This window comes from Pseudomonas imperatae, from assembly GCF_057128625.1.
The window spans coordinates 1-26,670 of sequence record NZ_JBSKHP010000027.1 but is presented as its reverse complement, the minus strand read 5'-3'; the positions used below and the strand labels follow the sequence as shown (position 1 = coordinate 26,670).

21 protein-coding genes and 1 tRNA gene are annotated in these 26,670 nt (G+C 66.5%); 8 read left to right on the top strand and 14 right to left on the bottom strand.

Annotated features, from left to right (window positions below):
* Positions 1-24: 24 nt before the first annotated feature.
* Together ACWKWX_RS26455 and ACWKWX_RS26450 are read right to left on the bottom strand one after the other, a co-directional pair.
* A tRNA-Phe gene (locus ACWKWX_RS26455) sits at positions 25-100 on the bottom strand.
* A gap of 78 nt (positions 101-178) precedes the next feature.
* Complete coding sequence (locus ACWKWX_RS26450; protein ID WP_416423989.1) at positions 179-1,138, bottom strand: LysR substrate-binding domain-containing protein; 960 nt, start codon at positions 1,136-1,138, stop codon at positions 179-181.
* Positions 1,139-1,232: 94 nt separating this feature from the next.
* Here ACWKWX_RS26450 and ACWKWX_RS26445 point away from each other — a divergent pair, with 94 nt between their 5' ends.
* Positions 1,233-2,408 (top strand): MFS transporter, encoded by a 1,176-nt coding sequence (locus ACWKWX_RS26445; protein ID WP_483829318.1) that lies wholly within the window; start codon positions 1,233-1,235, stop codon positions 2,406-2,408.
* A 105-nt stretch (positions 2,409-2,513) separates the two neighbouring features.
* Here ACWKWX_RS26445 and ACWKWX_RS26440 read toward each other — a convergent pair whose 3' ends face one another.
* Positions 2,514-3,701, bottom strand: coding sequence for a XylR family transcriptional regulator (locus tag ACWKWX_RS26440; RefSeq protein WP_483829317.1), 1,188 nt, complete (start codon positions 3,699-3,701; stop codon positions 2,514-2,516).
* A gap of 152 nt (positions 3,702-3,853) precedes the next feature.
* Here ACWKWX_RS26440 and xylA point away from each other — a divergent pair, with 152 nt between their 5' ends.
* From xylA to ACWKWX_RS26420, 4 genes are all read left to right on the top strand, one after another.
* The gene (gene xylA, locus ACWKWX_RS26435) at positions 3,854-5,170 is read left to right on the top strand and encodes a xylose isomerase (RefSeq protein ID WP_483829316.1); all 1,317 of its coding nucleotides are present in this window, start codon (positions 3,854-3,856) and stop codon (positions 5,168-5,170) included.
* Between the two features lie 108 nt (positions 5,171-5,278).
* Positions 5,279-6,280 carry a D-xylose ABC transporter substrate-binding protein gene (xylF, locus tag ACWKWX_RS26430; RefSeq protein ID WP_483829315.1) on the top strand — a complete coding sequence of 334 codons (1,002 nt, stop codon included), beginning with the start codon at positions 5,279-5,281 and terminating at the stop codon, positions 6,278-6,280.
* Between the two features lie 88 nt (positions 6,281-6,368).
* Positions 6,369-7,925, top strand: a complete 1,557-nt coding sequence (gene xylG, locus ACWKWX_RS26425) for a D-xylose ABC transporter ATP-binding protein (RefSeq protein ID WP_473006480.1) — start codon at positions 6,369-6,371, stop codon at positions 7,923-7,925.
* The gene (locus ACWKWX_RS26420) at positions 7,926-9,062 is read left to right on the top strand and encodes a sugar ABC transporter permease (protein WP_416423983.1); all 1,137 of its coding nucleotides are present in this window, start codon (positions 7,926-7,928) and stop codon (positions 9,060-9,062) included.
* 4 nt (positions 9,063-9,066) lie between these two features.
* Here the strand turns inward: ACWKWX_RS26420 and ACWKWX_RS26415 are convergent, their stop codons facing one another.
* The 8 genes from ACWKWX_RS26415 to ACWKWX_RS26380 all read right to left on the bottom strand — a co-directional run bounded on the left by ACWKWX_RS26415 (position 9,067) and on the right by ACWKWX_RS26380 (position 16,298).
* Positions 9,067-9,537 (bottom strand): GNAT family N-acetyltransferase, encoded by a 471-nt coding sequence (locus tag ACWKWX_RS26415; RefSeq protein WP_483829314.1) that lies wholly within the window; start codon positions 9,535-9,537, stop codon positions 9,067-9,069.
* A 121-nt stretch (positions 9,538-9,658) separates the two neighbouring features.
* Positions 9,659-10,294: a TetR/AcrR family transcriptional regulator gene (locus ACWKWX_RS26410; protein WP_473006478.1), complete on the bottom strand. Its 636-nt coding sequence runs from the start codon at positions 10,292-10,294 to the stop codon at positions 9,659-9,661.
* A 90-nt stretch (positions 10,295-10,384) separates the two neighbouring features.
* Positions 10,385-11,554, bottom strand: a complete 1,170-nt coding sequence (locus ACWKWX_RS26405) for an OmpP1/FadL family transporter (protein WP_483829313.1) — start codon at positions 11,552-11,554, stop codon at positions 10,385-10,387.
* A gap of 63 nt (positions 11,555-11,617) precedes the next feature.
* Positions 11,618-12,553, bottom strand: a complete 936-nt coding sequence (gene kce, locus ACWKWX_RS26400; RefSeq protein WP_473006476.1) for a 3,5-dioxohexanoate:acetyl-CoA acetone transferase — start codon at positions 12,551-12,553, stop codon at positions 11,618-11,620.
* Positions 12,554-12,611: 58 nt separating this feature from the next.
* Positions 12,612-13,478 carry a fumarylacetoacetate hydrolase family protein gene (locus tag ACWKWX_RS26395; RefSeq protein ID WP_483829312.1) on the bottom strand — a complete coding sequence of 289 codons (867 nt, stop codon included), beginning with the start codon at positions 13,476-13,478 and terminating at the stop codon, positions 12,612-12,614.
* A 25-nt stretch (positions 13,479-13,503) separates the two neighbouring features.
* The gene (locus ACWKWX_RS26390; protein WP_483829311.1) at positions 13,504-14,433 is read right to left on the bottom strand and encodes a VOC family protein; all 930 of its coding nucleotides are present in this window, start codon (positions 14,431-14,433) and stop codon (positions 13,504-13,506) included.
* A 96-nt stretch (positions 14,434-14,529) separates the two neighbouring features.
* Positions 14,530-15,039: a flavin reductase family protein gene (locus ACWKWX_RS26385; protein WP_476299433.1), complete on the bottom strand. Its 510-nt coding sequence runs from the start codon at positions 15,037-15,039 to the stop codon at positions 14,530-14,532.
* A 32-nt stretch (positions 15,040-15,071) separates the two neighbouring features.
* Positions 15,072-16,298, bottom strand: coding sequence for an acyl-CoA dehydrogenase family protein (locus tag ACWKWX_RS26380; protein ID WP_483829310.1), 1,227 nt, complete (start codon positions 16,296-16,298; stop codon positions 15,072-15,074).
* 177 nt (positions 16,299-16,475) lie between these two features.
* Between ACWKWX_RS26380 and ACWKWX_RS26375 the strand changes: the two genes are divergently transcribed.
* The gene (locus tag ACWKWX_RS26375; RefSeq protein WP_483829309.1) at positions 16,476-18,248 is read left to right on the top strand and encodes an acyl-CoA dehydrogenase C-terminal domain-containing protein; all 1,773 of its coding nucleotides are present in this window, start codon (positions 16,476-16,478) and stop codon (positions 18,246-18,248) included.
* Positions 18,249-18,847: 599 nt separating this feature from the next.
* Here ACWKWX_RS26375 and ACWKWX_RS26370 read toward each other — a convergent pair.
* The 3 genes from ACWKWX_RS26370 to ACWKWX_RS26360 are packed head-to-tail and all read right to left on the bottom strand — an operon-like array spanning position 18,848 to position 24,543.
* Positions 18,848-20,239: an efflux transporter outer membrane subunit gene (locus ACWKWX_RS26370; RefSeq protein ID WP_483829308.1), complete on the bottom strand. Its 1,392-nt coding sequence runs from the start codon at positions 20,237-20,239 to the stop codon at positions 18,848-18,850.
* Positions 20,236-23,376, bottom strand: a complete 3,141-nt coding sequence (locus tag ACWKWX_RS26365; protein WP_483829307.1) for an efflux RND transporter permease subunit — start codon at positions 23,374-23,376, stop codon at positions 20,236-20,238. Before ACWKWX_RS26365 ends, ACWKWX_RS26370 begins: the two co-directional genes overlap by 4 nt.
* Before the next feature lie 36 nt (positions 23,377-23,412).
* On the bottom strand, positions 23,413-24,543 hold the full coding sequence (locus ACWKWX_RS26360) for an efflux RND transporter periplasmic adaptor subunit (protein ID WP_483829306.1): 1,131 nt from the start codon (positions 24,541-24,543) through the stop codon (positions 23,413-23,415).
* 229 nt (positions 24,544-24,772) lie between these two features.
* Here ACWKWX_RS26360 and ACWKWX_RS26355 point away from each other — a divergent pair, with 229 nt between their 5' ends.
* Together ACWKWX_RS26355 and ACWKWX_RS26350 are read left to right on the top strand one after the other, a co-directional pair.
* On the top strand, positions 24,773-25,540 hold the full coding sequence (locus ACWKWX_RS26355; RefSeq protein ID WP_483829305.1) for an IclR family transcriptional regulator: 768 nt from the start codon (positions 24,773-24,775) through the stop codon (positions 25,538-25,540).
* A gap of 27 nt (positions 25,541-25,567) precedes the next feature.
* Entirely contained in the window at positions 25,568-26,506 is a 939-nt protein-coding gene (locus ACWKWX_RS26350; protein ID WP_483829304.1) for a LysR family transcriptional regulator, read from the top strand.
* The last annotated feature ends 164 nt before the right edge of the window (positions 26,507-26,670 follow it).

The window sequence follows — 26,670 nt, the reverse complement described above, 5'->3', positions numbered from 1 at the left end:
GGCTATCAGGGGTTTCGGAAGTTGTGGTGCCCAGAGACGGAGTCGAACCGCCGACACGAGGATTTTCAATCCTCTGCTCTACCGACTGAGCTATCTGGGCAACGGGGCGCATTAAACGTGTTTTCAGCCCATGCGTCAAGCGCCAAAGCAAAAAAAAAAATACAACAAATACCGAAACTTACGCCTGTGGGAGCTGGCTTGCCAGCGAGCTGTTGAGGCCCGAAAAGCTCGCTGGCAAGCCAGCTCCCACGGGATGTTGCTCCAGCAGGAAGTCGACGAAGGCGCGGACGCGGGCTGGCATGGCCGCGCCGCCGATGAACACGGCGTGGATCGGCTCGCGGTCGTCGGGGTTGTAGGCTTCCAGCAGCGGCACCAAGGTACCGTCGCGCAGCTGCTGCGCGACGCTGAAGGCGCCGATGCGCGCAATGCCCGCGCCCAGGCTGGCCAGCTGCGCCAGCGCCTCGCCGCTGTTGCCTTCGATGGTGCCGCTGACTTTCAAAGCGAAGTCCTCGCCGTCGCGGCGGAACGGCCAGTCGCTGGTGGCGCGGCGGAAGTTGAAGCGCAGGCAGTTGTGCGCCAGCAGGTCTTCGGGCACCTGCGGGGTGCCGCAGCGGGCCAGGTACTCGGGGGATGCCACCACCACCTGGCCGGTGTCGCCGATCAGCCGCGCGGTCAGCGGGCTGTCGGCCAGTTGGCCGAAGCGGATGGCGACGTCGGCCTGGCCGGCGAGAATATCGACCACCTCGTCGCCCAGCATCAGGTCCACCAGGATGGCCGGGTAACGGGCGCTGAACGCCGCCACCAGCGGCACGATGGTCTGCCGGCCATGGGCCAGGGCGGCGCTGACCCGCAGCCGGCCGCGCGGCACGCCCTGGTCGGTGATGGCGTCCTCGACCTCGGCCAGGTCCGCCAAAATCCGCCGCGCGCCGCGCAGGTAGGCCTCGCCTTCAGCCGTGAGGGTGATGGCGCGGGTGGTGCGGATCAGCAGCCGCGTGCCCAGGCGCTGCTCGGTGCGGGCGATGATGCGGCTGACCGACGACGGCGTCAGCCCCAGTGCCCGCGCCGCGCCCGACAGGCTGCCGGCCTCGGCCACCCTGACGAACACGTCCATTTCCCCCGAACGCCCGGTGATGTCCATTTGTGCTTCCTACGCAAAGGTGTTGGTCCCGAACTGGGACTACCGCTGTAAAAGCCTCGATCGTAGCATTCACCGCATAGATGAGGAGTAACCTATGCGTATCAATCCACCGTTAATCGCCCTGTCCATCGGCGCCTTTGGCATCGGCGTCACTGAGTTCGCGCCCATGGGCATGCTGCCGGGCATTGCCGCCGACCTCGGCGTGTCGATTCCCTCTGCCGGCCTGCTGGTCAGCGCCTACGCCCTGGGCGTGCTGATCGGCGCGCCGCTGATGACCCTGGCCACCGCCCGCGTGCCGCGCCGCCAGCTGCTGATCGGGCTGATGGCGATCTTCACCCTCGGCAACCTGCTGTCGGCCCTGGCCAGCAACTACGAAACCCTGCTGATGGCGCGGGTGGTGACCTCGCTCAACCACGGCGCGTTCTTCGGTATCGGCTCCATCGTCGCCGCCAGCGTGGTGCCGCCGGACAAGCGCGCCGGCGCCGTGGCGGCGATGTTCATGGGCCTGACCCTGGCGACCATCGGCGGCGTGCCCCTGGCCACCTGGTTCGGCGAGACGTTCGGCTGGCGCACGGCGTTCTGGGGCATTGCCAGCCTGGGTGCGGTGGCCATGGCCTCGCTGTGGTACGCCCTGCCCAACGTCCCGGCGCCCAAGGGTGATGGCCTGATGGCAGAAATCCGCGTGCTCGGCCGCGGCCCGGTGCTGTCGGCGCTGGCGTTGACCGTGGTGGGTTCCAGCGCCATGTTCACCGTGTTCACCTACATCGCCCCTATTTTGCGCGACGCCACCCACGCCTCCACCAACTTCATCACCGGCATGCTGGTGCTGTTCGGCATCGGCCTGACCCTGGGCAATATCTGGGGTGGCAAGGCCGCCGACCGCTCGGTGGACCGCACGCTGATCGTCTCGCTGGCGGTGTTGATCGTGGTGCTGCTGGCGTTCGCGGTGCTGATGCGCTGGCCGCTGGCGGCTGCGGTGGCGATTCTGGTGTGGGGCGCGGCGAGCTTCGCCCTGGTGCCGCCGCTGCAGATGCGCGTGATGGAGGCCGCCAAGGACGCGCCCAACCTGGCCTCGGCGGTGAACATCGGCGCGTTCAACTTCGGCAACGCCATTGGCGCGGCCCTGGGTGGCGCGGTGATCAACGCAGGCCTGGGCTACCCGGCCATTTCCCTGGCGGGCGCCGGCATGGGCGCGCTGGGGCTGCTGATGGTGCTGGCCATGACCTGGCGAGCCCAGTACGCTGCCGCCGCTGACACCCCTGCCGCGTAGCCGCTGCCGAAGGCTGCGCTGGCCCGAACCCACGCTGGGGATCTTCAGTGTACTCAGGGGCCAGCGCAGCCTGGCGGCAGCGGCTACAGCGGTGACCAGGCCGCGTCAGGCGGTATCCACGGTTTTATGCTGCTGATATTGGCGCGGGGTGCAGCCGTACTCACGGCGAAACACCGTGTGCAGGTACTGCGCCGAGGTGAACCCGCAGCGCCTGGCGATCTCGGCGATGGCCACCGCGCCGTCCTGCAACTGGCTGGCCGCCGCTGCCAGCCGGAAGCGCAGAATCTCGTCGTGCACCGTACAGCCCCGGGCCTTGCGAAAGTGCGACTCCAGCGACGAACGCGACACCCCCACGTACCCCGCCACCTGCGCCGTCTTGATGCCCTGGCAGGCGTACTGCCGAATGAAATGCAGCGCCTGCATCACATAAGGGTTGTCCAGCGGCTGGTGCAGGCTGGACGCCTGGACGTTGACCGCGTCGGGTGGCACCAGGATCTGCTGCGCCGTCGACGGCATGCCGTGGAGCATCTGGTGCAGCAGGTGCGCGGCGGTGCGGCCCATGGTTTCCGTGCCCTGGATCACCGAACTGAGCGGCACCCGGGTCAGGCTGCGGGTCAGCGGGTCGTTGTCGATACCAATCAGCGCCACCTGCCCCGGCACCGCGATGCCGGCAGTCAGGCACGCCTGCAACAGCTGGCGGGCGCGGGCGTCGGTGACAGCGATGATGCCGATGGGCTTGGGCAGGCTGTGCAGCCAGGCAATCTGCTGTTCCACGGCGCTGTCCCACAGTGGCGCGCTGGTGCCCAGGCCGCGGTACACCTCGGCGTGCAGGCCGTCGCGGCGCATCAGCTGGCGGAAGGCCTTTTCCCGCTCCTGGGCCCAGCGGTTGGCCTGGGCCGGCGGCAGGCTGAAGCAGGCGAAGCGCGTCAGCCCGGCCTCGATCAGGTGGTCGTAGGCCAGCTTGATCAGCGCCGCGTTGTCGGTGGCCACGTAGGGGATGTGCCGCGGGTAGGCGCTGGCGTCCTGGTACGAGCCGCCCACCGCCACCACCGGCAGGCGGCTGTGGGCCAGGGCCTCGCCGATCTGCGGGTCGTCGAAGTCGGCGATGATGCCGTCGCCCTGCCAGCGCTCGATGCCGTTCAGCCGGCAGAGGAAATCCTCTTCCAGGAACAGGTCCCAAGAGGCGCGGGTGCTGCTCAGGTAGTTGCCGATGCCGCTGATGATGCCGCGGTCGTAGACCTTGCTGCCGTTGAACAGCAGCGCGATACGGTGGGCAGGAGGCAGGTTTTTCATTGTTGTTGTCCTTGGCCAGTGCTTCCAGCCTAGGCCGCGAATGGCAGAAGCTCAACGCAAAATCGCACTGCCTGTTGGTGATTTTCATGACCGACGCAGGCCGGGGCCTCGCTACCATCAGCACACCGCCAAGAACAACAAAGGAAACGCGAATGTCCTACTTCCCCGCTGTCGACAAGATTCGCTACGAGGGCCCGGCCAGCGAGTCGCCCCTCGCCTTCCGCCACTACGACGCCGACGCGCTGGTGCTGGGCAAGCCCATGCGCGAGCACCTGCGCATGGCCGCCTGCTACTGGCACAGCTTCGTCTGGCCGGGCCTGGACATGTTCGGCGTGGGCACCTTCAAGCGCCCCTGGCAGCAGGTGGCCGACCCCATGGAGATGGCCATCGCCAAGGCCGAGGCCGCGTTCGAGTTCTTCACCAAGCTGGGCATCGACTACTACAGTTTCCACGACACCGACGTGGCCCCCGAAGGCAAATCGCTTGCGCAGTACCGCAACAACTTCGCGCACATGGTCGACCGCCTCGAACGCCACCAGCAGGACACCGGCATCCAGCTGCTGTGGGGCACCGCCAACTGCTTCAGCAACCCGCGCTTCGCCGCCGGCGCCGCCAGCAACCCCGACCCCGAGGTGTTCGCCGTGGCCGCCGCCCAGGTGTTCAGCGCCATGAACGCCACCCAGCGGCTCAAGGGCGCCAACTACGTGCTGTGGGGCGGCCGCGAGGGCTACGAGACCCTGCTCAACACCGACCTGAAACGCGAGCGCGAGCAACTGGGCCGCTTCATGACCATGGTGGTGGAACACAAGCACCGCATCGGCTTCCGTGGCGACCTGCTGATCGAACCCAAGCCCCAGGAACCCACCAAGCACCAGTACGACTACGACAGCGCCACGGTGTTCGGCTTCCTGCAGCAGTACGGCCTGGAGAAGGAGATCAAGGTCAACATCGAGGCCAACCACGCCACCCTCGCCGGCCACAGCTTCCACCACGAGATCGCCACCGCGGTCTCGCTGGGCATCTTCGGCAGCATCGACGCCAACCGCGGCGACCCGCAGAACGGCTGGGACACCGACCAGTTCCCCAACAGCGTCGAGGAAATGACCCTGGCCACCTACGAGATCCTCAAGGCCGGCGGCTTCCGCACCGGCGGCTTCAATTTCGACGCCAAGGTGCGCCGCCAGAGCGTCGACGACACCGACCTGTTCCACGGCCACGTGGCGGCCATGGACGTGCTGGCCCTGGCGCTGAAGCGCGCTGCCGCCATGGTCGAGAACGACCAGCTGCAACGCTTCAAGGACCAGCGCTACGCCGGCTGGCGCCAGCCCTTCGGCCAGGCGGTGCTGGCGGGCGAGTTCAGCCTGCAAGCGCTGGCCGAGCATGCCTTCGACAACAACCTCGATCCCCAGGCCGTCAGCGGCCGCCAGGAGCTGCTGGAGGGCGTGGTCAACCGCTTTATCTACCCCTGAGGGCGGCGGTTACATTCGCGCGACAATTCTCTGCGCGCGGGTATCAATCACGCTCTACAGTTTCAGGCGACAAGTAGTGTCTCAAACAACAATAAAAGGACGCCCAGCATGAAATCGTTAAAACGTACGCTATTGGCCAGTGCCCTCGCCCTGCTCTCGCTGCCGGTGATGGCCGACACCGCCCACCCCAAGATCGGCTTTTCCATCGACGACCTGCGCCTGGAGCGCTGGGCCCGCGACCGTGACTACTTCGTGGCGGCGGCGGAGAAGATGGACGCCAAGGTCTACGTGCAATCGGCCGACGCCAACGAGCAGAAGCAGATCTCGCAGATCGAAAACCTCATCTCCCGCGGCGTCGACGTCATCGTCATCGTGCCTTTCAACGCCACCGTGCTGACCAACGCCGTGGCCGAGGCGAAGAAGGCCGGGATCAAGGTGGTGTCCTATGACCGGCTGATCCTCAACGCCGACATCGACGCCTACATTTCCTTCGACAACGAGAAGGTTGGCGAAATGCAGGCCAACGGCGTGCTGCAGGCGGCGCCCAAGGGCAATTACTTCCTGCTGGGTGGCGCGCCTACCGACAACAACGCGAAGATTCTGCGTGAAGGCCAGATGAAGGTGCTGCAGCCGGCCATCGACAAGGGCGACATCAAGATTGTCGGCCAGCAGTGGGTGAAGGAATGGAACCCCACCGAGGCCCTGAGCATTGTCGAGAACGCCCTGACCCGCAACGGCAACAAGATCGACGGCATCGTCGCCTCCAACGACGCCACCGCCGGCGGCGCAATCCAGGCGCTGGCGGCGCAGAAGCTGGCCGGCAAGGTGCCAATCTCGGGCCAGGACGCCGACCTTGCCGCGGTCAAGCGCGTGCTTGATGGCACCCAGACCATGACCGTGTACAAGCCGCTGAAGCTGATTGCCTCCGAGGCCGCCAAGCTTTCGGTGCAGTTGGCCCGCAGCGAGAAACCCACCTACACCTCGCAGTACGACAACGGCAGCAAGAAGGTCGACACCATCCTGCTCACCCCTACCCCGCTGACCAAGGACAACATCGACCTGCTGGAGAAGGACGGGTTCTACAGCAAGGCGCAAATCGCCGGGCAGTGATAACCCGTGACGCGGCCTGCGGCCGCTGCTACGCCCGTAGCAGCGGCCACAGGCCGCGTCCCGCCACCCCTTCCACGAGCCCGCAGTCATGTCCCAATTCCTTCTGCAAATGAACGGCATCGTCAAGAGCTTTGGCGGTGTGAAAGCCCTCAACGGCATCGATATCCAGGTCAGGCCCGGCGAGTGCGTGGGCCTGTGTGGCGAGAACGGCGCCGGCAAATCCACGCTGATGAAGGTGCTGTCGGCGGTGTACCCCCACGGCACCTGGGAGGGCGAAATCCTCTGGGACGGCCAGCCGCTGCGCGCGCAGTCCATCAGCGAGACCGAGGCCGCTGGCATCGTCATCATCCACCAGGAGCTGACCCTGGTGCCCGACCTGTCGGTGGCCGAGAACATCTTCATGGGCCACGAACTGACCCTGCCCGGCGGGCGCATGAACTACCCGGCCATGATCCACCGCGCCGAGGCGCTGATGCGCGAGCTGAAGGTGCCGGACATGAACGTGTCGCTGCCGGTGTCGCAGTACGGCGGCGGCTACCAGCAGCTGGTGGAGATCGCCAAGGCGTTGAACAAGCAGGCGCGCCTGCTGATTCTCGACGAGCCCTCCTCGGCCCTGACCCGCTCGGAAATCGAGGTGCTGCTGGACATCATCCGCGACCTCAAGGCCAAGGGCGTGGCCTGCGTGTACATCTCGCACAAGCTCGACGAGGTGGCGGCGGTGTGCGACACCATCGCCGTGATCCGCGACGGCAAACACATCGCCACCACCGCCATGGCCGACCTCGACATCAACCAGATCATCACCCAGATGGTCGGCCGCGAGATGAGCAGCCTCTACCCCACCACGGCCCATGCCATCGGCGAGGTGATCTTCGAGGCGCGCCACTTCACCTGCTTCGACGTCGACAACCCGCGGCGCAAGCGCGTCGACGACATTTCTTTCGTGCTCAGGCGCGGCGAGATCCTCGGCATCGCCGGCCTGGTGGGCGCTGGCCGCACCGAGCTGGTGTCGGCGGTGTTCGGCGCCTACCCCGGCAATTACCACGGCGAGGTGTGGCTGGACGGCCAGCGCATTGACACCCGCACGCCGTTGAAATCCATTCGCGCGGGCCTGTGCATGGTGCCCGAGGACCGCAAGCGCCAGGGCATCATCCCCGACCTGGGGGTGGGCCAGAACATCACCCTGGCAGTACTGGACAACTACTCGAAGCTGACCCGCATCGACGCCGAGGCCGAGCTGGGCAGCATCGACCGGGAAATCGCGCGCATGCACCTGAAGACCGCCAGCCCGTTCCTGCCCATCACCAGCCTGTCGGGCGGCAACCAGCAGAAAGCGGTGCTGGCGAAGATGCTGCTGGCCCAGCCGCGGGTGCTGATTCTCGACGAGCCCACCCGCGGCGTCGACGTGGGCGCCAAGTACGAGATCTACAAGTTGATGAGCGCCCTCGCCGCCCAGGGCGTGTCGATCATCATGGTGTCGTCCGAGCTTGCCGAGGTGCTGGGGGTGTCCGACCGCGTGCTGGTGATCGGCGAAGGCCAACTGCGCGGCGACTTCGCCAACCAGGGCCTCACCCAGGAACAGGTGCTCGCCGCCGCCATCACTCAACCTCCAAGCCCTGCCAACCAGAACGGGAAGTTCGCGTAGATGAACCAGGTCAAACAGTTGTTCACCCGCTATAAAATGCTCGCGCTGGTGATTGCCGTGGCCATTATCTGGCTGTTTTTCAGCTGGCAGACCGAGGGCGGCTTCGTCACCCCGCGCAACCTGTCGAACCTGCTGCGGCAGATGTCGATCACCGGCATCCTCGCCTGCGGCATGGTGCTGGTGATCATCAGCGGCGAGATCGACCTGTCGGTGGGTTCGCTGCTGGGGCTGCTGGGCGGCGTGGCGGCGATTCTCGACGTGGTCTACCACGTGCCGCTGCTGGGCAACCTGGCGCTGGTGGCGGTGTGCGGGCTGGTGATCGGCCTGGCCAACGGCTACATGACCGCCTACCTGCGCATTCCCTCGTTCATTGTCGGCCTGGGCGGCATGCTGGCGTTCCGCGGCATTCTGCTGGGGGTGACCGGTGGCACCACCATTGCGCCAGTGTCGGCGCCGCTGGTGTACGTGGGCCAGGGCTACCTGCCGCCCACCGTGGGGCTGGTGCTGGGCGTGCTGCTGTTCGCCCTGACGCTGTACCTGACCTGGCGCCAGCGCCGCAACCGTGCCCTGCACGGCCTGGCCGCGCGGCCGCTGCTGCGTGACGGGCTGCGCGTGGTGCTGATTGGCGCGGTGCTGGCGGGCTTCGTCTACACCCTCAACAGCTACGACGGCATTCCCGTGCCGGTGCTGCTGTTGCTGGTGCTGCTGGGGGTGTTCAGCTACGTCACCAGCCAGACCGTGTTCGGCCGCCGTATTTACTCGGTGGGCAGCAACATGGAGGCCACGCGGCTGTCGGGCATCAACGTGCAGGCGGTGAAACTGTGGATCTTCGGCATCATGGGGGTGATGTGCGCCCTGGCCGGGCTGGTCAACACCGCGCGGCTGGCGGCGGGCTCGCCGTCGGCGGGCAACATGGGCGAACTGGACGCCATCGCCGCCTGCTTCATCGGCGGCACCTCCATGCGCGGCGGCTCGGGCACGGTGTACGGCGCGCTGCTGGGCGCGCTGGTGATCACCAGCCTGGACAACGGCATGTCGATGCTCGACGTCGACAGCTACTGGCAGATGATCGTCAAGGGCAGCATCCTGGTGCTGGCCGTGTGGGTCGACGTCAGCACCCGCAGCGGCCGGCGCTGAGCACTTATAGCGTGAGCACGAAGCCTTCGGCGCCGGGCACGAAGCCTGCGCGTTGCAGCACCGCCCGCGAGCCCAGGTTGCTGTCGTACACCTGGGCCACCAGCTGCGTCAGCTGCCAGCGCCCACGGGCCTCGTCGATCAGCCGGCGCAGCGCCAGGGTCGCCAGGCCCTGGCCGCAAGCGTGCTCGGCGATGCGGTAGCCGACTTCAGCGCTGCGGGTGAGCAGGTCAATGTCCTTGAGGTTGGCGCGGCCGACGATGGCCTGCTTGGCGTCGACGATCACCAGCGGGTGCCAGGTGCCCTGGGCGAAGCCGGCCAGGTATTGATCAATGTGCGCAGCCACGCCTTCCAGGCAATAAAAGCCCGGATCGCGCGGGTCGATATGCGCCTCGAACCAGCCACGGTTCGCGGTTTCGAAGGCCAGCAGGGCTGGTGCGTCGGTGCGTTCAAGCGGGCGAATGTCCAGGGGTTGCATCCGTGCGTCTCCAAACAATTTCAAAGGTAAGCCTAAGTCGCTCATGTGGGAGCTTGCTTGCCAGCGAGCTTTTCAGGCCCGAAAAGCTCGCTGGCAAGCCAGCTCCCACAACTGCACACTCTCACTGCAAATCAATGCTGTTGATACGCTCGATCTCTTCGCTGCTCACGCCCAGGCCGCTGAGGACGAAATGCACCATGCTTTCCACCGCCGTGGCCGGGCGTGCGCCTTCCAGGATCTGCCGCAGCAGGTAGAGCATGCCGCCCACCACGCAGTCCACGGTGGCGTCGATTTCCTTGACGTTGAACACCCCGGCGCGCTTGCCGGTTTCCAGGTCGCGGGCCAGGCGGGTGCCCATGGTCACGACCATGTCGTTGATGCTGTACACCGAATGAATCATGAACCAGCCCCACACCGGGTCGGTGAGGCCGCGGTGGATGGTGCGGCGCATGTTCACCCCGACCACTTCGGCAATGCCGGCGTCCGGCAAGGTGGCGGCGTCCAGCAGGTCGGCCATCAGCAGGGCGTCTTCCTGGAACACCGCCCGGGCCACGTCTTCCTTGCTGCTGAAGTAGTTGTAGAAGGAGCCGAACGACAGCCCGGCCTCTTCGGTGATGTCATTGATGGCAGTGGCATCGATGCCTTTGCTGCCCATGACCGTGCGCGCCGCGCGCAGCAGCTTGCCGCGCGTGCGCTCACGGGCCTTGTGATTGATTTTCGGCTGGGGAGCGCCGTGCTGATCGCCCTTGGCAGGCATAACCTTCCCTTAATGCAGACGTGACCGTGACGGGCCACAGGATACTCGACTCTGCGCGGCAAGACGATTATCCCCGCCAAGGGCGTTGCCCTAGAACTGCGTGCCCAGCCCCAACAGCACCTGCGAATAATGCGCGCCCAGGTTGCTGCCGGTGCTCGGCCCGGTGCCGCGTACCGTCTGCGGCAGGTGGTACTCCCAGCCCAACGACAGCGCCGTGGAGGCCGTGGCCTGCCAACTGAAGCCGCTGCTCAGGGAATTGTCGAGGATGCCCGGCGAGAAGTAGTTGGCCGCCGTGTGGTCGGAGTCCACCGCCCGCGACGCCTGCTTGAAGCCGGCGCGCAGGGTCAGCGCCGGCATGGCCTGCCACGCAGCGCCCACCCGGTAGACGTTCTGGCTGCGCAACCCGGCGCCCTGGGGGTCGTCGAGAAAGCCGACGTGGCTCCATTCGATGCGCAGGTAGTCGGCGGCCAGGGTCAGCGTCGGCGTGACATGCAACGCGACCCCTACCCCGTACTGCTCGGGCAGGTCCAGGTGGCCACCGGCGCCCGCCAGCAGGTCGTCCTTGTAGCCGTCGGCCTTGCCGAAGCGCATCTTCGGCGACCACGACGCGCCCACGCTGACCGCGCTGTTGAGGTTCCACAGCGCCCCGATGCGCGCGCCGTAACCCATGTTGGTCGACACCCCGTGGCTGGGCAGCAGGCCCAGGCTGCCGTCCGCCTGCGGCGCGACCATGCCGCGCGCCTGCAGGTGCTGCACGCCAATCAGCGCCGAGACGCCCAGGCTCAGGTCCGGGGTAACCTTGTACGCCAGGGTCGGGGCGAAGTTGAGGAACGCCACCTTGGTTTTCGCGGCCGGGAAACCCTGCCCCGGCACGGCGGCATGGTCGTACTCCACCCCCGAGCCCACCGAGTACATCGACAGCCCCAGGCTCATGCGCTCGCTGGCCATCCAGTTGATGCCACCACTGGGAATGGGCGCGGCCACCTTGAAGTCGTCGCGGTTGCTTGCATTGCCAAAGCTTGAACGAAAGTGCGCCAGGAACAGCTGCATCCCGGCGTCGGTGCGGTTGCCGAGCATGGCCATGCCCGCCGGGTTGTCGCTGGCGATCATGCTCGACTGGGGGAACGCCAGCGAGGCGCCGCCCATCTGCGCCGACTCGATGCTGGCGGAGGTGGGGATGTTGAAGTTCATGCCGTGGGCGCTGGCGCTGGCCAACAGCGCGCCGGCCACGCACGCGGCGGTGCTTGTCTTGTGAGTCATGTGTTTACCCGCACTGATTTTATTGTTATTGGATAACGCGTTGGTAAAATGCCCCTGCCGGGGTTAGAAGGCCACGCTGTCGCGCCCTTTCAGGCCCATGATCTGCCGCGCCTCGTCCGGAGTAGCCACCTCGAAGCCCAGGGCCTCGACCACCTGGCGAATGGCGCGCACCTGCTGCGCATTGCTCTCGGCCAGCTGGCCCTTGCCCAGCCACAGATTGTCTTCCAGGCCCACGCGCACATGGCCGCCCTGCAGCAACGCCTGGGTGGCGATGCGCGACTGCTGCGCACCGGCGCCCAGCACCGACCAGTTGTAGGCGTCGCCGAACAGGCGGTCGGCGGTGCGCTTCATGTGGGTGATGTCCTCGGGGTGGTTGCCGATGCCGCCACGGATGCCGAACACCGACTGGATGAACAGCGGGTCCTTGACCAGCCCGCGCTGGCGGAAGTGCGCGGCTGTGTACAGGTGGCCGATGTCGTAGCACTCGATCTCGAAGCGGGTGCGGTTGGCCGCGCAGGCGTCGAGGATGAAGGCGATGTCGCGGAAGGTGTTGCGGAAAATCCGCTCGTCGCTGTCGGCCAGGTACGGCCGCTCCCACGCGTGCTGGAAGCTCGAGTAGCGCTCCAGCAGCTCATAGGAGCCGAAGTTCATGGTGCCCATGTTCAGCGAGGCCACCTCGGGCTGGAACTGCAGCGCCGGCGCCAGGCGTTCCTCGATGCTCATGGTCGGCGCGCCGCCGGTGGTGAGGTTCAGCACCACGTCGGACGCGCGCTTGATCACCGGCAGGAACTGCGCGAACAGCGCCGGGTCCTGGCTGGGCATGCCGGTCTCGGGGTCGCGGGCGTGCAGGTGCACCACCGCGGCGCCGGCCTCGGCGGCCTCGATGGCCGAGCGGGCGATCTGCGCCGGGGTGATGGGCAGGTACGGCGACATCGACGGGGTATGGATGGAGCCGGTGATGGCGCAGGTGATGATGACTTTGCGGTTGCTGGCAGCCATGGGGTGTTCCTTTTTATTGTCGAGGGTGAAGGCCGGCAGGCGCTGCCGGCCCGCAGGTTCAGGACGCTTCGTTGACGATGGTGTTCTCGATGTGGCCGATGCCGTCGATGGCCACGCGCACCACGTCGCCGGCCTTGAGGAAGCGCGGCGGGTCCATGCCGATGCCGACGCCGGCCGGGGTGCCGGTGATGAGAATGTCGCCCGGCTCCAGGGTCATCACCTCGCTGAGGTAGGCGATCTGCCGGGCAATGCTGTAGTTCATCAGGCGGGTGTTGGAGTCCTGGCGCACTTCGCCGTTGACGCTGAGGCGGATGCCCAGGGCCTGGGGGTCGGGGATCTCGTCGGCGGTGACGATCCACGGGCCGATGGGGCCGTGGGTGTCGAAGGACTTGCCCAGGGTCCAGGTCGGGCTCTTGGCCTGCCAGTCGCGGGCGCTGACATCGTTGGCGACGAAGTAGCCGGCCACGTGGTCAAGCGCCTCGGCCTCGCTGATGCGCCGGCCGCCCTTGCCGATCACCACGCCCAACTCGGCCTCGTAGTCCAGGCGCTCGCAGGCGATGGGGTCGTGCACCGGGTCGTAGGGGCCGGTGATGCAGCTGATCTGCTTGCTGAACCACACCTGCGAAGGCGGAATCGCCACGCCAAGGCGCCGGGCTTCGGCTTCGTGGTCCTTGTAGTTCATGCCCAGGCAAAGGAATTTGCCTGGGCGCACAATCGGCGCCAGCAGGCGCACCTGGTCCAGGGCCAGGCTGTTGCTGGCGCTGGGCTGGACGTCGGCTGCGGCGGCCAGGGTGGCTGGCGCCAACAGCGCGGCCACGTCCAGCAGCGCGTGGGGGGTGGCCAGGGCGGTGAGGTCGACGACGCGGTCGCCTTCGACCTTGCCCACGCAGGTTTTACCGGCGTGGCTGTAGCGTGCAAGTTTCATCGTGGTTGCTCCAATAAAAAAGGCTTCAGGCCAGGAAGTCCGAGGCCAGGGGCGGCGCCCACTGCGCCAGCGCATCGGGGTTGAGGGGGGTGTGGGTGGTGGGCGTGTGGTCGTTGACCAGGTCGCCGTCGGTCCAGTGCTCGACCTTGTTGCCGAACGGGTCGCGCCAGTAGTCGAACACCTGGCTGCCGTGCACGTGGCGGCCGATGCCCCAGGAGTGTGTGTAGGCCTTGGCCTGCAGGTGGTGGCTGCCACACGCCAGGTCGTCCCAGTCCAGCACCTCGAAGGCGCTGTGGTCGAAGGCCGGCGTTGCGTTGCCCAGCCCCAGCAGCGCCAGGGTGTGGTGGTCGGTGAACTGCTCGCCCAGGCCGCAGTGCAGGAACGCCGCCACGGTGTGCTCCGGGCGTTCGCCGTGGTAGCTGTCGGAAACGCGGAAGCCCAGCACGTCCTGGTAGAACGCCAGCATCGCCGGGAAGTCCACGGTCTTGAGCACCACGTGGCCCAGGCGCATCACCTGCGAGGCCTGGCCGGCCACGCGGTTGGTGCGCCCTACCCGGCGGCGCTCGCCGGCGTTGTTGAGCTGCAGCGGGCGGCGCACCGGCGCGGGCGGCACCGTCTCGCCGCCGAACAGCAGGTCGATCTGGAAGCCGTCGGGGTCACGCAGGTGCACCACGGAGCCGGCGCCCAGTTCATGGTTGAAGCTGACTTCGGTGCCTTGCTGCGCGGCTACTGCGTGCAGGTCGGCGAGGCTCTGCACCACGAAACCTGCGCCCAGGGCCTGGGCCGGGCCCTTGCTGGCCAGGTACGCGGGGTAGCCGCCAGCATGGCTGGCCATCACCAGCGCCGAGGCGCTCTGCTGGTGCACGCGCAGGCCGAAATCTTCGAGGAAGCGCGCTTGCGTGACGAGGTCCGGCACCTGGTAGCGCACGTAGGCAATATCGCGAACAGCAATCATCTTGTGCTCCTTGTTCTTGTAAATTCGCGGGCAAAGGGGGGCCGCACGGTGCCCGCGGGACCGTGTGGGGAAGCCGTGTTCAAAGGCTGCCGGCGGTCAGCCGACGTCGAACCAGCAGGTGGCCGGGTCCAGTGCGTGCAACTGCTTGTAGGCGCCGGAGAAGAACAGCAGCGGGCGCCCGTCCGACTCGGCCAGGCCCAGCACGTCGGCGGTGTAGATCAGGTGGTCGCCGCCCACGTGCACGGCGTTGGCGCGCACCGCCAGTTGCACCAGCGCGCCGTCCAGCACCGGCACCTGCTGCACCGGCACGAAGGCCGGCGCGTGGCCCGGCTGCGGCCGGCCGCCGAAGTGGCTGCTCAGCGCTTCGTGCTCCTCGCGCAGGAAGCTGATGCCGAACGGGTCGCCCACCGCCACGCTGCTGGCGAAGCGCGACGGGTTGCGCACCGCGATCAGCACCATGGGCGGGTCCACCGACAGCGACATGAACGCGTTGGCGGTCATGCCGGCGGTGCTGCCCTCATGCTCGAAGGTGACCACCGTGACGCCGGTGGCGAATTTGCCCATGACCCGCCGAAAGGCGCGGGCGTCGATTTGCTCAACCTGCATGTGCCTGTCTCCTGAGATGAATGACGCCGGGTTCAGATGAACGGGGTGCCGGGCGTCAGCCCACAGAGGATGCGGCCGTAGGTCTCGAAGTTGGTGTTGGGGCTGACCACGCCGTGCAGCGAAGCGATGCGCGCGTCCTGCCAGATGCGGGTCATGGGGTTGTTGACCGACGCCAGCGAGCCACCGGAGGCCGAGGCCAGCAGGTCCACCGCTTCCCAGATCAGCTTTTCGGCGTAGCCGACGTCGCGGCGGATGCGCGCGCGTTCCTGGAAGTCCATGTACTGGCCGGAGGCGGCGCTGATGTCCATGGTTGCGGCGTGGCGTTCGAGCACCGCCCGCGCCGCGTCGATCTTCGCCGACGCTTCGCCCACCTGCAGGTGGGTGATGGGCGCCTCCGACTGCTTGGCATACCAGGAGTACTGGATGCCCCGGCGCGGCAGGGTTTCCAGGAAGGTTTCCAGCGCCGCCACGCCCAGCCCCAGGGCAGGGAACGCCAGGATGATGGCCAGCATGGGCATGCACGCGGTACGGAACAGCGGCTCGTCGGCCAGGTGACTGGAAGCGTAGTCGCCCTCGATGGCGCGGCTCATGGACGTCACGCGCGCGTCGGGCACGAACAGGTTAGTGACCTTGACGCTGGAACTGCCGCTGCCGCAGATGCCGATCACGTTCCAGTCGTTGAGGATTTCCAGCTCATGGGCGGGGATCATCGCCGCACCCTGGTCCAGCACCTTGCCTGTGGCGTCGACGATGGGCATGCCGAGGAAGTCCCAGGTGGCGTGGTAGACGCCGGAGTTGAAGCCCCACAGGCCCTCTTCAATCACGTAGCCGCCCTCGACCTTGCGCACCACCGCCTTGCGCGGCGACAGCACGCCGGTGACCCGCGCCGGCTGGTCGCCGCGGAAGATGGCGTCGCCGGTCTGCTGGTTGAACAGCGCCGCCGCAGCCCAGGTGGTGACGTTGGTCAGGGCGACGACCCAGGCCACCGAGGCGTCGGCGCGGCCCAGTTCGGCCACCACGTCGAGGAAGGTGCGCACGCTGACCGGGTCGCCGCCGTACAGGCGCGGCGTGGTCATGCTCAGCAGGCCGCCGGCTTCGAGGTCAGCAATGGTTTCAGCGGGCAAGCGGCCCAGGCGCACGGTCTCGGCGACGCGGGCCTTGAGGGTGGGAATCAGCCCGCGGGCGTAGTCGCGCAGCACAGTGCTGCGGTCCTGGCCAGTGGCGGCGTGCGGGCGTGCAGCGGGATCAATCGCGTTCATGGTGTCGTCCTGTTTGTCTTTGTTGTTGTCCGCTCGTACCCAGTGGAAGGGGCCGGGTCGAGCACTATTGATATAGTCATCATTTTTGATAGAGTCATCAATAGTTTTTTTGAGCGATTTTTCAAACCGCTCTGCCACGGGCTTCACCCCTAACAATCACAAGAGGTTTTACCCGCCATGCCCGCCTACACCGCCCCGCTGAAAGACCTGCGTTTCGTGCTGCACGATGTATTCGAGGGCCCCGCGCTGTGGGCACGCCTGCCTGGCCTGGCCGAGACGGTGGACGCCGACACCGCCGACGCGGTGCTTGAGGAGGCGGCGAAGATCAGCGCCGGCATCCTCGCCCCGCTCAACCGCAGCGGCGACGAGGAAGGCGCGCGCTGGGAGGACGGCCAGGTGCGTACCCCGGCCGGTTTCCAGCAGGCCTACGCCACTTACAGTGGCGGCGGCTGGGTGGGCTTGAGCGGCAACCCGGCCTGGGGCGGCATGGGCATGCCGAAGATGCTGGCGGTGCAGTTCGAGGAGATGCTGTACGCGGCCAACTCCAGCCTGGCGCTGTACTCGGTGCTCAGCGCCGGCGCCTGCCTGGCCATCGACGTGCACGCCAGCGAGGCGCTCAAGGCCACTTACCTGCCGGCCATGTACGAAGGGCGCTGGGCCGGGTCCATGTGCCTGACCGAGGCCCATGCCGGCACCGACCTGGGGCTGATCCGCACCCGTGCCGTGCCGGCCGGTGGCGACGCTTATGCCATCAGCGGCAGCAAGATCTTCATCACCGGTGGCGAACAGGACCTCACCGAGAACATCATCCACCTGGTGCTGGCCCGCCTGCCCGACGCGCCGGCCGGGCCCAAGGGCATCTCCCTGTTCCTGGTGCCCAAGCGGCTGATCAATGCCGATGGCAGCCTGGGCCCGGCCAACGCCGTGAGCTGCGGGTCCATCGAGCACAAGATGGGCATCAAGGCCTCGTCCACCTGCGTGATGAACTTCGACGGCGCCACCGGTTGGCTGGTGGGCGAAGCGCACAAGGGCCTGGCGGCGATGTTCACGATGATGAACTACGAGCGTCTGTCCATTGGCCTGCAGGGCATCGGCTGTGCCGAGGCTTCCTGGCAGAACGCCGTGGCCTACGCCCGCGACCGCCTGCAAGGCCGTGCGGCAGCAGGTGTGCAAGCGCCGCAGAAGGCCGCCGACCCAATCATCGTCCACGGTGACGTGCGGCGCATGCTGCTGACCATGAAAGCCATGACCGAAGGCGGCCGCGCGTTCGCCTGCTACGTGGGCCAGCAGCTGGACCTGGCCAAGCACGCCCCCGACGCCGCCGAGCGCGAGCGCGCCCAGGCGCTGGTGGCGCTGCTGACGCCGGTGGCCAAGGCCTTCTTCACCGACACTGGGCTTGAGAGCTGCATCCACGGTCAGCAGGTGTTCGGTGGCCACGGCTACATTCGCGAATGGGGCCAGGAACAGTTGGTGCGCGACGTGCGCATCGCGCAGATCTACGAAGGCACCAACGGCATCCAGGCCTTGGACCTGCTCGGGCGCAAGGTGCTCGCCAATGGCGGCGAGGCGTTGCGAATGTTCACCGATGAAATTCGCGCGTACGCAGCCCTGCCCGGCTGCCCGCATGGCAAGGCTTTGCTGGATGCGCTGCAGCGGTTGGAGGACGTGGGGAGTTGGCTGCTGGACCAGGCGGCGCTGGACGCCAACGCCGTGAGCAGCGCCTGCGTGGACTATCTGCACCTGTTCGGCTACGTGGCCTATGCCTACATGTGGGCGCGAATGGCGAGGGTGGCGACGCTCAAGCACGCGGAAGACGAAGCCTTCCACGACGCCAAACTGGCCACCGCCGGGTTTTATTTCGCCAAGCTGCTGCCACGCGTCCTCAGCCTGGAGGCCGCGATACGCGCGGGCAGCGACGCGCTTTACCAGATTCAGGCAGAAGATTTCTGAGCCTTCGGGCCCAGCCTGCGGTAGCTTGGTAAAGGGGCGCGCGCACGCCGATCGCGATGCAGACGACGCCATTTCAAGACGGTTGCTGCTACGCGAAATCCTGCGCACATCGCACCTGTAGCAGCGGCTGAAGGCCGCGTCCTGGAGCAACGCAGCACCGCCGCCGGACGCAGCCTTCGGCAGCTGCTACTCGAATGCGGATACGCCATGGACCGCGTCGCCTGCATCGCGGCCAAGGCCGGCTCCTACCACGTACGGCGTAGGAGCCGACTTTAGTCGCGATGCAGACGACGCCATTTCAAGACGGTTGCTGCTACGCGAAATCCTGCACACATCGCACCTGTAGCAGCGGCGGGGCGGCCATCCGCTGAAGGCCGCGTCCTGGAGCAACGCAGGACCGCCGCCGGACGCAGCCTTCGGCAGCTGCTACGCGAATGCGGATACCCCATGGACCGCGTCGCCTGCATCGCGGCCAAGGCCGGCTCCTACCACGTACGGCGTAGGAGCCGACTTTAGTCGCGATGCAGACGACGCCATTTCAAGACGGTTGCTGCTACGCGAAATCCTGCACACATCGCACGGCGCCACGCAGGATCGGCTTACTGCCCGCCGCCCAGCGCCTTGTACAGCGACACGCTGTTGTTCAGCCGCGCCAGCTGGCTTTGCACCAGGGTCTGTTGCGAGGCGAACAGGTTGCGTTGCGCGTCCAGGCTGTTGAGGTAGGTGTCCACGCCTTCCTGGTAACGCCGGTCGGCGAGTTGGTAGCTGCGCATGTTCGCCGTCACCAGCAGGCTGTCGGCGTTCACCTGGTCGTTCAATGTGCCCTGGGCCACCAGGCCGTCCGCCACTTCGCGGAAGGCCACCTGGATGGCCTTCTGGTAGTTGGCCACTTCGATGGACTTCTGCACCTTGGCCGCGTCCAGGTTGGCGCGATTGCGGCCAGCGTTGAAGATCGGCAGGTTGATGCTCGGCGCAAAACTCCACGCGCCCTGCCCGCCTGCGAACAGATGGCCCAGGTCGCTGCTGGCCGAACCCGCCGAGGCGGTCAGGCTGATGCTGGGGAAGAACGCTGCGCGCGCCGCGCCGATGTCGGCGTTGGCCGCCTTCAGGGCGTGCTCGGCACCCTGGATGTCCGGGCGCAGGGTCAGCAGGTCCGAGGGCAGGCCCACCGGCAGGTTGTCCTCCATGCCAGCCGGCAGGCCTTGCACCGCCTGGAACACCTCGGGCGCCAGCGGCTTGCCCACCAGCAGCACCAGGGCGTTCTTGTCCTGCTCCACCTGGCGGGTGTACTGCGCCTGGCTCGACTGCGCCGTGCGCACGGTGCTCTCGGCCTGGCTCAGGTCCAGCTCGGTGGACACCTGGTTGTCGTAGCTGCTTTTCACCAGACCATAGCTGGCCTGCTGGCTGGCCAGGGTCTGGCGGGCGATGGCCAGCAGCTGCTGGTCAGCCTGCAGCTGGTACCAGGCGCTGGCCACTTCCGCCACCAGGGCGATGTGCGCGCTGCGCTGCGCTTCCACGTCCTGCAGGTAGGTTTCCAGCGCCTCCTCGTTCAGGCTGCGCACCCGGCCGAAGAAGTCCAGCTCATAAGCCGTGAAGCCAATGCCGGCGCTGTTGACGTGGGTGACCTGGGTGCGCCCGGTGGTGCTCAGGTCAGCTGGGGTGCGCTGGTTGTCCCCCGCCACCGTGGCGCCGATGGTGGGCAACAGGTCGGCGCGCTGGATGCGATACAGCGCCTGGGCCTTCTCGACGTTCAAGGCCGCCACGCGCAGGTCACGGTTGTTCTCCAGCGCCTGGCCAATCAGGTCCTTGAGGCGCGCGTCCTTGAAGAACACCGGCCAGCTGGCCAGGGTTCCCCCGGCCACTGTTAGCGCCGGGCTGTCCCATTGCTGCGGCACCGGCGCCTCGGGGCGCTGGTACGCCGGGATCAGCGAACAGCCGCCCAGCGCCATGGCCGCCACCAACGCGGCCAGTTTCAAGCCTGTGTGTTTCATGCTTCTTCTCCCACCGCCGGCGCAGGTTGTTGCGCGGGTTTCTTGCTGAACAGGTTGCAGATCAACACAAAGAACATCGGCACGAAGAACACCGCCAGGAAGGTCGCGGTGACCATGCCACCGACCACGCCAGTGCCGATGGAGTGCTGGCTGCCGGAGCCGGCGCCGTTGGAAATGGCCAGCGGCAGCACGCCGAGCATGAACGCCAGCGAGGTCATGATGATCGGCCGCAGGCGCAGGCGCGCCGCTTCCACCGCAGCTTCCAGCAACGGCTTGCCGTGTTCTTCATGCAGAGCCTTGGCGAACTCGATGATGAGGATGGCGTTCTTCGCCGACAGCCCCACCGTGGTCAGCAGGCCGACCTGGAAGAACACATCGTTGGACAGGCCGCGCGCCAGGGTGGCGATGACCGCACCGATAACACCCAGCGGCACCACCATGATCACCGCCACCGGCACCGACCAGCTTTCATACAGCGCGGCCAGGCACAGGAACACGATCAGCAGGGAGATGGCGTACAAGGCCGGCGCCTGGGAGCCCGCCGAGCGCTCCTCATAGGAAATGCCGGTGAACTGGATACCGATGCCCGGAGGCAGCTGCGCAAGGATCTTCTCCGCCTCGGCCATGGCCTCGCCGGTGCTGTGGCCGGGCGCCGGTTCACCCTGGATCTCCACCGCCGGAATGCCGTTGTAGCGCTCAAGCTTCGGTGAGCCGTAGGTCCAGTAGCCCGAGGCGAATGCCGAGAACTTGACCATCTCGCCCTTGTTGTTGCGCACGTACCACTTGTCGAAGTCCTGGGGCGAAATGCGCGAGTCGACCTGGCCCTGCACGTACACCTTCTTCACGCGCCCGCGGTCGACGAAGTCGTTGACGTAGGACGAGCCCCAGGCGGTGGTCATGGTCTCGTTGATGTCGGCGATGCTCACCTGCAGCGCCCGCGCCTTCTCGTAGTCGATCACCACCTTGTACTGCGGTTCGTCGTTCAGGCCGTTAGGGCGCACGTTCATCAGCAGCGGGTTCTGCGCCGCCAGTTGCAGGAACTTGTTGCGCGCCTCCATCAGCTGTTCATGGCCCATGCCAGTGTTGTCCTGCAGGTACAGGTCAAAGCCCTTGGCGTTGCCCAGCTCGAGAATGGCCGGCGGCACGATGGCCACCACGGTGCCGTCCTTGATGGCCGAGCCCATTTTTTGCAGGCGCGCGGCCAGGTTGAAGATCGAGGTGTCCTTGCCCTCGCGCTCTTCCCAGGGCTTGAGGCCGATGAACAGCATGCCCGAGTTCTGCCCACGCCCGGCGAAGTTGAAGCCGTTTACCGTGTAGGCCGATTCGACGATGGCACTTTCGTCTTTCAGCAGGTAATCACGCACCTGGTCCAGCACCACCTGGGTGCGCCCGGCGGCGGTATTGGGCGGCATCTGCACCTGGACCACCATGGTGCCCTGGTCTTCATCGGGCAGGAACGCCGTGGGGATTTTCGGGAACAGCAGCACCACGCCAGCGACGATCACCGCCCACACCAGCATGAACAGCCCCTTGCGCTTGGCAATGGCCGCCACCCCGCCCTTGTAGCGGTCGGCGCCACGGTCGAAGGTGCGGTTGAACCAGCCGAAGAAACCCTTCTTGTCGTGATGGTCGTGGCTGACCGGCTTGAGCAGCGTGGCGCACAGGGCCGGGGTAAAGACCATGGCCACCAGCACCGACAGGGCCATGGCCGAGACGATGGTCACCGAGAACTGCCGGTAGATGATGCCCGTGGCACCGCCGAAGAAGGCCATGGGCACGAACACCGCGCTGAGCACCATGGCGATGCCCACCAGCGCACCCTGGATCTGGCCCATGGACTTTTGCGTGGCCTCCTTGGGCGACAGGTGATCCTCGACCATCACCCGTTCCACGTTTTCCACCACCACGATGGCGTCATCCACCAGCAGGCCGATGGCCAACACCATGCCGAACATGGTCAAGGTATTGATGGTGAAGCCGAACGCCGACAGCACGCCGAAGGTACCCAACAGCACCACCGGCACCGCCAGGGTGGGAATCAGCGTGGCGCGCAGGTTCTGCATGAACAGGTACATGACCAGGAACACCAGCACGATGCCTTCGAACAGGGTCTTGACCACCTCATGGATCGAGGCGCCCACCACCGGCGAGGTGTCGTAGGGGAACACCACCTTCAGGCCCTTGGGCATGTAGGGTTGCAGCCGGGCGACGGTGTCGCGCACGTTTTTCACGGTGTCCAGCAGGTTCGCGCCGGTGGCCAGGCGCAGGGCCAGGGCCGCCGCCGGCTTGCCGTTATAGGTGCCGGAGATGGAGAAGTTCTCCGCGCCCAGGCCAACCTCGGCGACATCTTTCACCCGCACCTGGGAGCCGTCTGGGTTGACCTTCAGCAGAATCTCGCGGAACTCCTCGGCAGTGGTCATGCGCGACTTGCCCAGGATGGTGGCGTTCAGTTGCACGCCCTTGCGGGTCGGCAGGCCGCCCAGGGAACCGGACGACACCTGGACGTTTTCCGACGACACCGCATCGATCACGTCCTGGGGCGTCAGCTGGTAGCTCACCAGCTTTTCCGGGTCGACCCAGATGCGCATGGCGTACTGCGCGCCCAGCATCAGGTAGTCGCCCACGCCCTTGGTGCGCAGCACCGGGTCTTTCATGTTCGACGCGATGTAGTTGCCGATGTCGAAGTCGTCCATCGAGCCATCTTCGGAGTACAGGCCCACGATCAACATGAAGTTGACCTGGTACTTGGCCACGCGCAGGCCCTGGCGCTGCACTTCTTCAGGCAACAGCGGGGTCGCCAGTTGCAGCTTGTTCTGCACTTGCACCTGGGCGATGTCGGGGTCGGTGCCCTGGTCGAAGGTGACGGTGATGTTGGTGCTGCCGTCGCTGTTGCTCTCCGACGACATATAGCGCAGGCCGTCGAGGTTGTTCAGTTGCTGCTCGATGACCTGCACCACGGTGTCCTGCACGGTCTGCGCCGAGGCGCCCGGGTAGGTCACGGTGATGTTCACCGCCGGGGCGGCGATGTTGGGGTATTGGTTGATCGGCAGCTTGAGGATCGCAAGCGCGCCTGCCAGCATGATCACGATCGCGACCACCCAGGCGAAGATCGGCCGGTTGATGAAAAAGTTAGCCATTTACGCAGTTACCTTGAAAGAAAGGGGACGCCGCCATTACCGGGCGGCGCTGGCCAGGGGCGCTGCAACATCGACGTTTTGCGCCGCCACCGCCGCCACGCTCATGCCCGGGCGGGCGCGCTGCACGCCTTCAGTGATCACCCGGTCACCGGCCGCGAGGCCCGATTCCACCAGCCACTGGTTACCGACCACGCGCAAGGTCTTGACCGAGCGCAGTTCGGCCTTGTTGTCGGCGCCCACTACCAGCGCCGTGGCTTCGCCCTTGAGGTCGCGGGTCACGCCCTGTTGCGGCACCAGGATGGCGTCCTCGCGCACGCCTTCGGCCAGCGTGGCGTGGACGAACATGCCCGGCAGCAGGATGCCCTTGGGGTTGGCGAACGCCGCGCGCAGGGTGACGGCGCCGGTGGTGGGGTCCACCGTCACTTCAGAAAACTTCAGCGCGCCGGCTTCGCTATAGGCCGAGCCATCCTCAAGGCGCAGCTGCACCTTGACCTGGTCGGGCCCGGCCATGGCCAACTGGCCGGAATCCAGTTCGCGGCGCAGCTTGAGCATGTCGGTGGACGCCTGGGTGACGTCGACATAGATGGGGTCCAGCTGGTTGATCGAGGCCAGGGCATCGGCCTGGCCGTTGCTGACCAGCGCACCCTCGGTGACGGCGGAACGGCTGATACGGCCGTCGATTGGCGCCAGCACCTTGGTGTACTCCAGGTTGATGCGCGCGGTTTTCAGGTCGGCCTGGGCCTGGCGGTAGTTGGCGTCGGCGTCGTCGTACTGCTGACGGCTGATGGCGCGGCTGTCCAGCAGGCGCTGGTAGCGCTGGGCCAGGTTGCGCGTGCTGTCCAGGTTGGCCTGGGCCTTGTCCAGCGCAGCCTCGTAAGTGGCCGGGTCGATCTGGTACAGCTGCTGGCCCTTTTTCACTACCGCGCCCTCCTCGAACAGGCGCTTGACCACGATGCCGCTGACCTGCGGGCGTACTTCCGCCACGCGGTAGGCCGAGGTACGGCCCGGCAGGTCACTGCTCAGCAGCACCTGCTGGCTCTTCAAGGTCACCACGCCCACTTCCGGCGGGCGCACGTCGGCAGGCGGCTGGGCCTCCTTGCAGGCGCACAGCAGCAGGGCCGACAGCGGCAAGGCGCACCAACGGCTGCGGTTGGGACTGATCTTCATGTTCGTTCTCCAGGTGTAACGCACGCGTCCTCTGGCCGGCTGGAAGCCGCCGAAGGAAATTCAAGGGATGAAAAACTAACCACAATGCGATTCGATGTATCATAATGTGGTTATCGGCGACGACGCAACCTCAGGTCACGCTGCAGGAGAAGACGCTGAATCTGTACACTCGGCCCCCATCCTTGGCGGCTGGCAGGCAGCCGCGGCACATTCCAGAGGGCTAGGCCAGGTGAAAGAGCAACACGACATCGACGAAACACGTGCAGGCGGCATTCAAGTGATTGCCCGCGCCAGCGCAATCATGCGCACCCTGGGCGAGCATCCCAAGGGCCTGAGCCTGGCGGCCATTGCCCAGCAGGTGGGGCTCGCGCGCTCTACCGTGCAGCGCATCGTCGCTGCGCTGGAGAGCGAGGCGCTGGTGGAGCCGATCCGCCCGGGCACGGGGTTTCGCCTGGGGCCGGCGTTCGCACAGATGGTGCACATGACCCACGTGGACATCGTCACCATCGCCCGCAAGGCGCTGGAGGAGCTGAGCGAAGCGGTGCAGGAAAGCGTGATTCTGTCGTGCATGCGTCGCCAGCAAAGCTCAGTGATCGACCGCGTGGTGGCCGAGCACCCGCTGCGCGTGGTGTTCCCGGTGGGGCAGCCAATGCCCATGCACGCCACGGCGGACGGCAAGGTGTTCATGTCGACCCTGACCGACCGCGAGGTCAGCGAGTGCCTGGGCCCACTGCTGCCCCGGCTTACCCCGCACACCGTGGACCTGCCCGGGCTGCTGGCGCAATTGACCGAGATCCGCAGGACCGGCATTGCCTTCGACCATGAAGAGTCCATCACCGGCATCAGCGCCTGCTCCATCCTGGTGCCCACGTTCGCCGGGCCCCACGCGGTGGCCATCGTCGCCCCCACTGCGCGTTTCACCGAGCGCGCCGACCTGTTCATCGAATCGCTTCACACCTGCAAGGCCAGCATCATGGCGCTGGCCGGCGGTGGTTGAAGCCCACTGTCAGCAAGGGTTTAACCAATGGATCTCATCAATGCGATGCAGGCCTTCGTCAAAGTCACCGAAACCGGCAGCTTCACCGCTGCCGCGCACAGCCTGGGCATCTCCACCGCCCAGGCGTCGCGCTCGGTCACCGAGCTTGAGAACATCCTCAAGGCGCGGCTGATGCAGCGCACCACTCGCTCGCGCTCGCTCACCGAAGTGGGCGCGCGCTACCTGGCGCGCTGCCGGGAAATTCTCGCGCTGATCGACGATGCCACCCTGGAAGCCGGCGAGGCCTGCCTCACGGCCAGCGGCTGCCTGCGGGTGCACGCGGTGACCGAGTTCGGCCTGGAATGCCTGATGCCACTGGTGCCCGACTACACCCGCCTGCACCCCCAGGTCACGCTGGACCTGACCCTGGAACGGCGGCCGGTGAACCTGGTGGAGGAGCAGTTCGACATGGCCATTGCCTTGTCCGAGCATTTGCCCGATTCCGAGATGGTCGGCCAGCCGCTGGGGCGCTTCTGCGGGGTGATCTGCGCCGCGCCGCAGTACCTGCAACGGCACGGCACGCCGCGCAGCCTCGACGACCTGGCGCACCACACCTGCCTGCGGCTGGCCCTGCCCTTGCGCGACGACACCTGGAGCCTGGTCGGGCCCAAGGGTGAGGAAAGCTTTACCCCGGGCGAGACGTTCCGGGTCAACCTGTCCGATGCATTGCTGTCGGGCGCCGTGGCCGGCATGGGCCTGTGCCTGCTGCCCAGCTTCATTGCCGCCAATGCGTTGAAGGCCGGCACCCTGCAACGGGTGTTGCCGACGTACAAGGCGCCTGACCGCAACGTGTATGCGCTGTATTCGTCGCGGCGTTTCGTCGATGCCAAGATCAAGTCATGGATCGATTACCTGCAGGCACGCATGCCCGGCCACCTGCACAACGACAACCGCGTCATGGACGACCCCCGCTACTGGCGCGTTTGACGCATACCCTGTAGCAGCGGCCCCAAGGCCGCGTCACCGGCGCTGCGGTCTTTGCGGGACACTGCGGCGGCCCCGGACGCAGCCTCGCGGCAGCTTGTGTCTAGAGAAGGGAATAGAATCTGGGGTGAGAGCGGTGAATGGCAGGTTGTTCGGCAGCAGTGTTG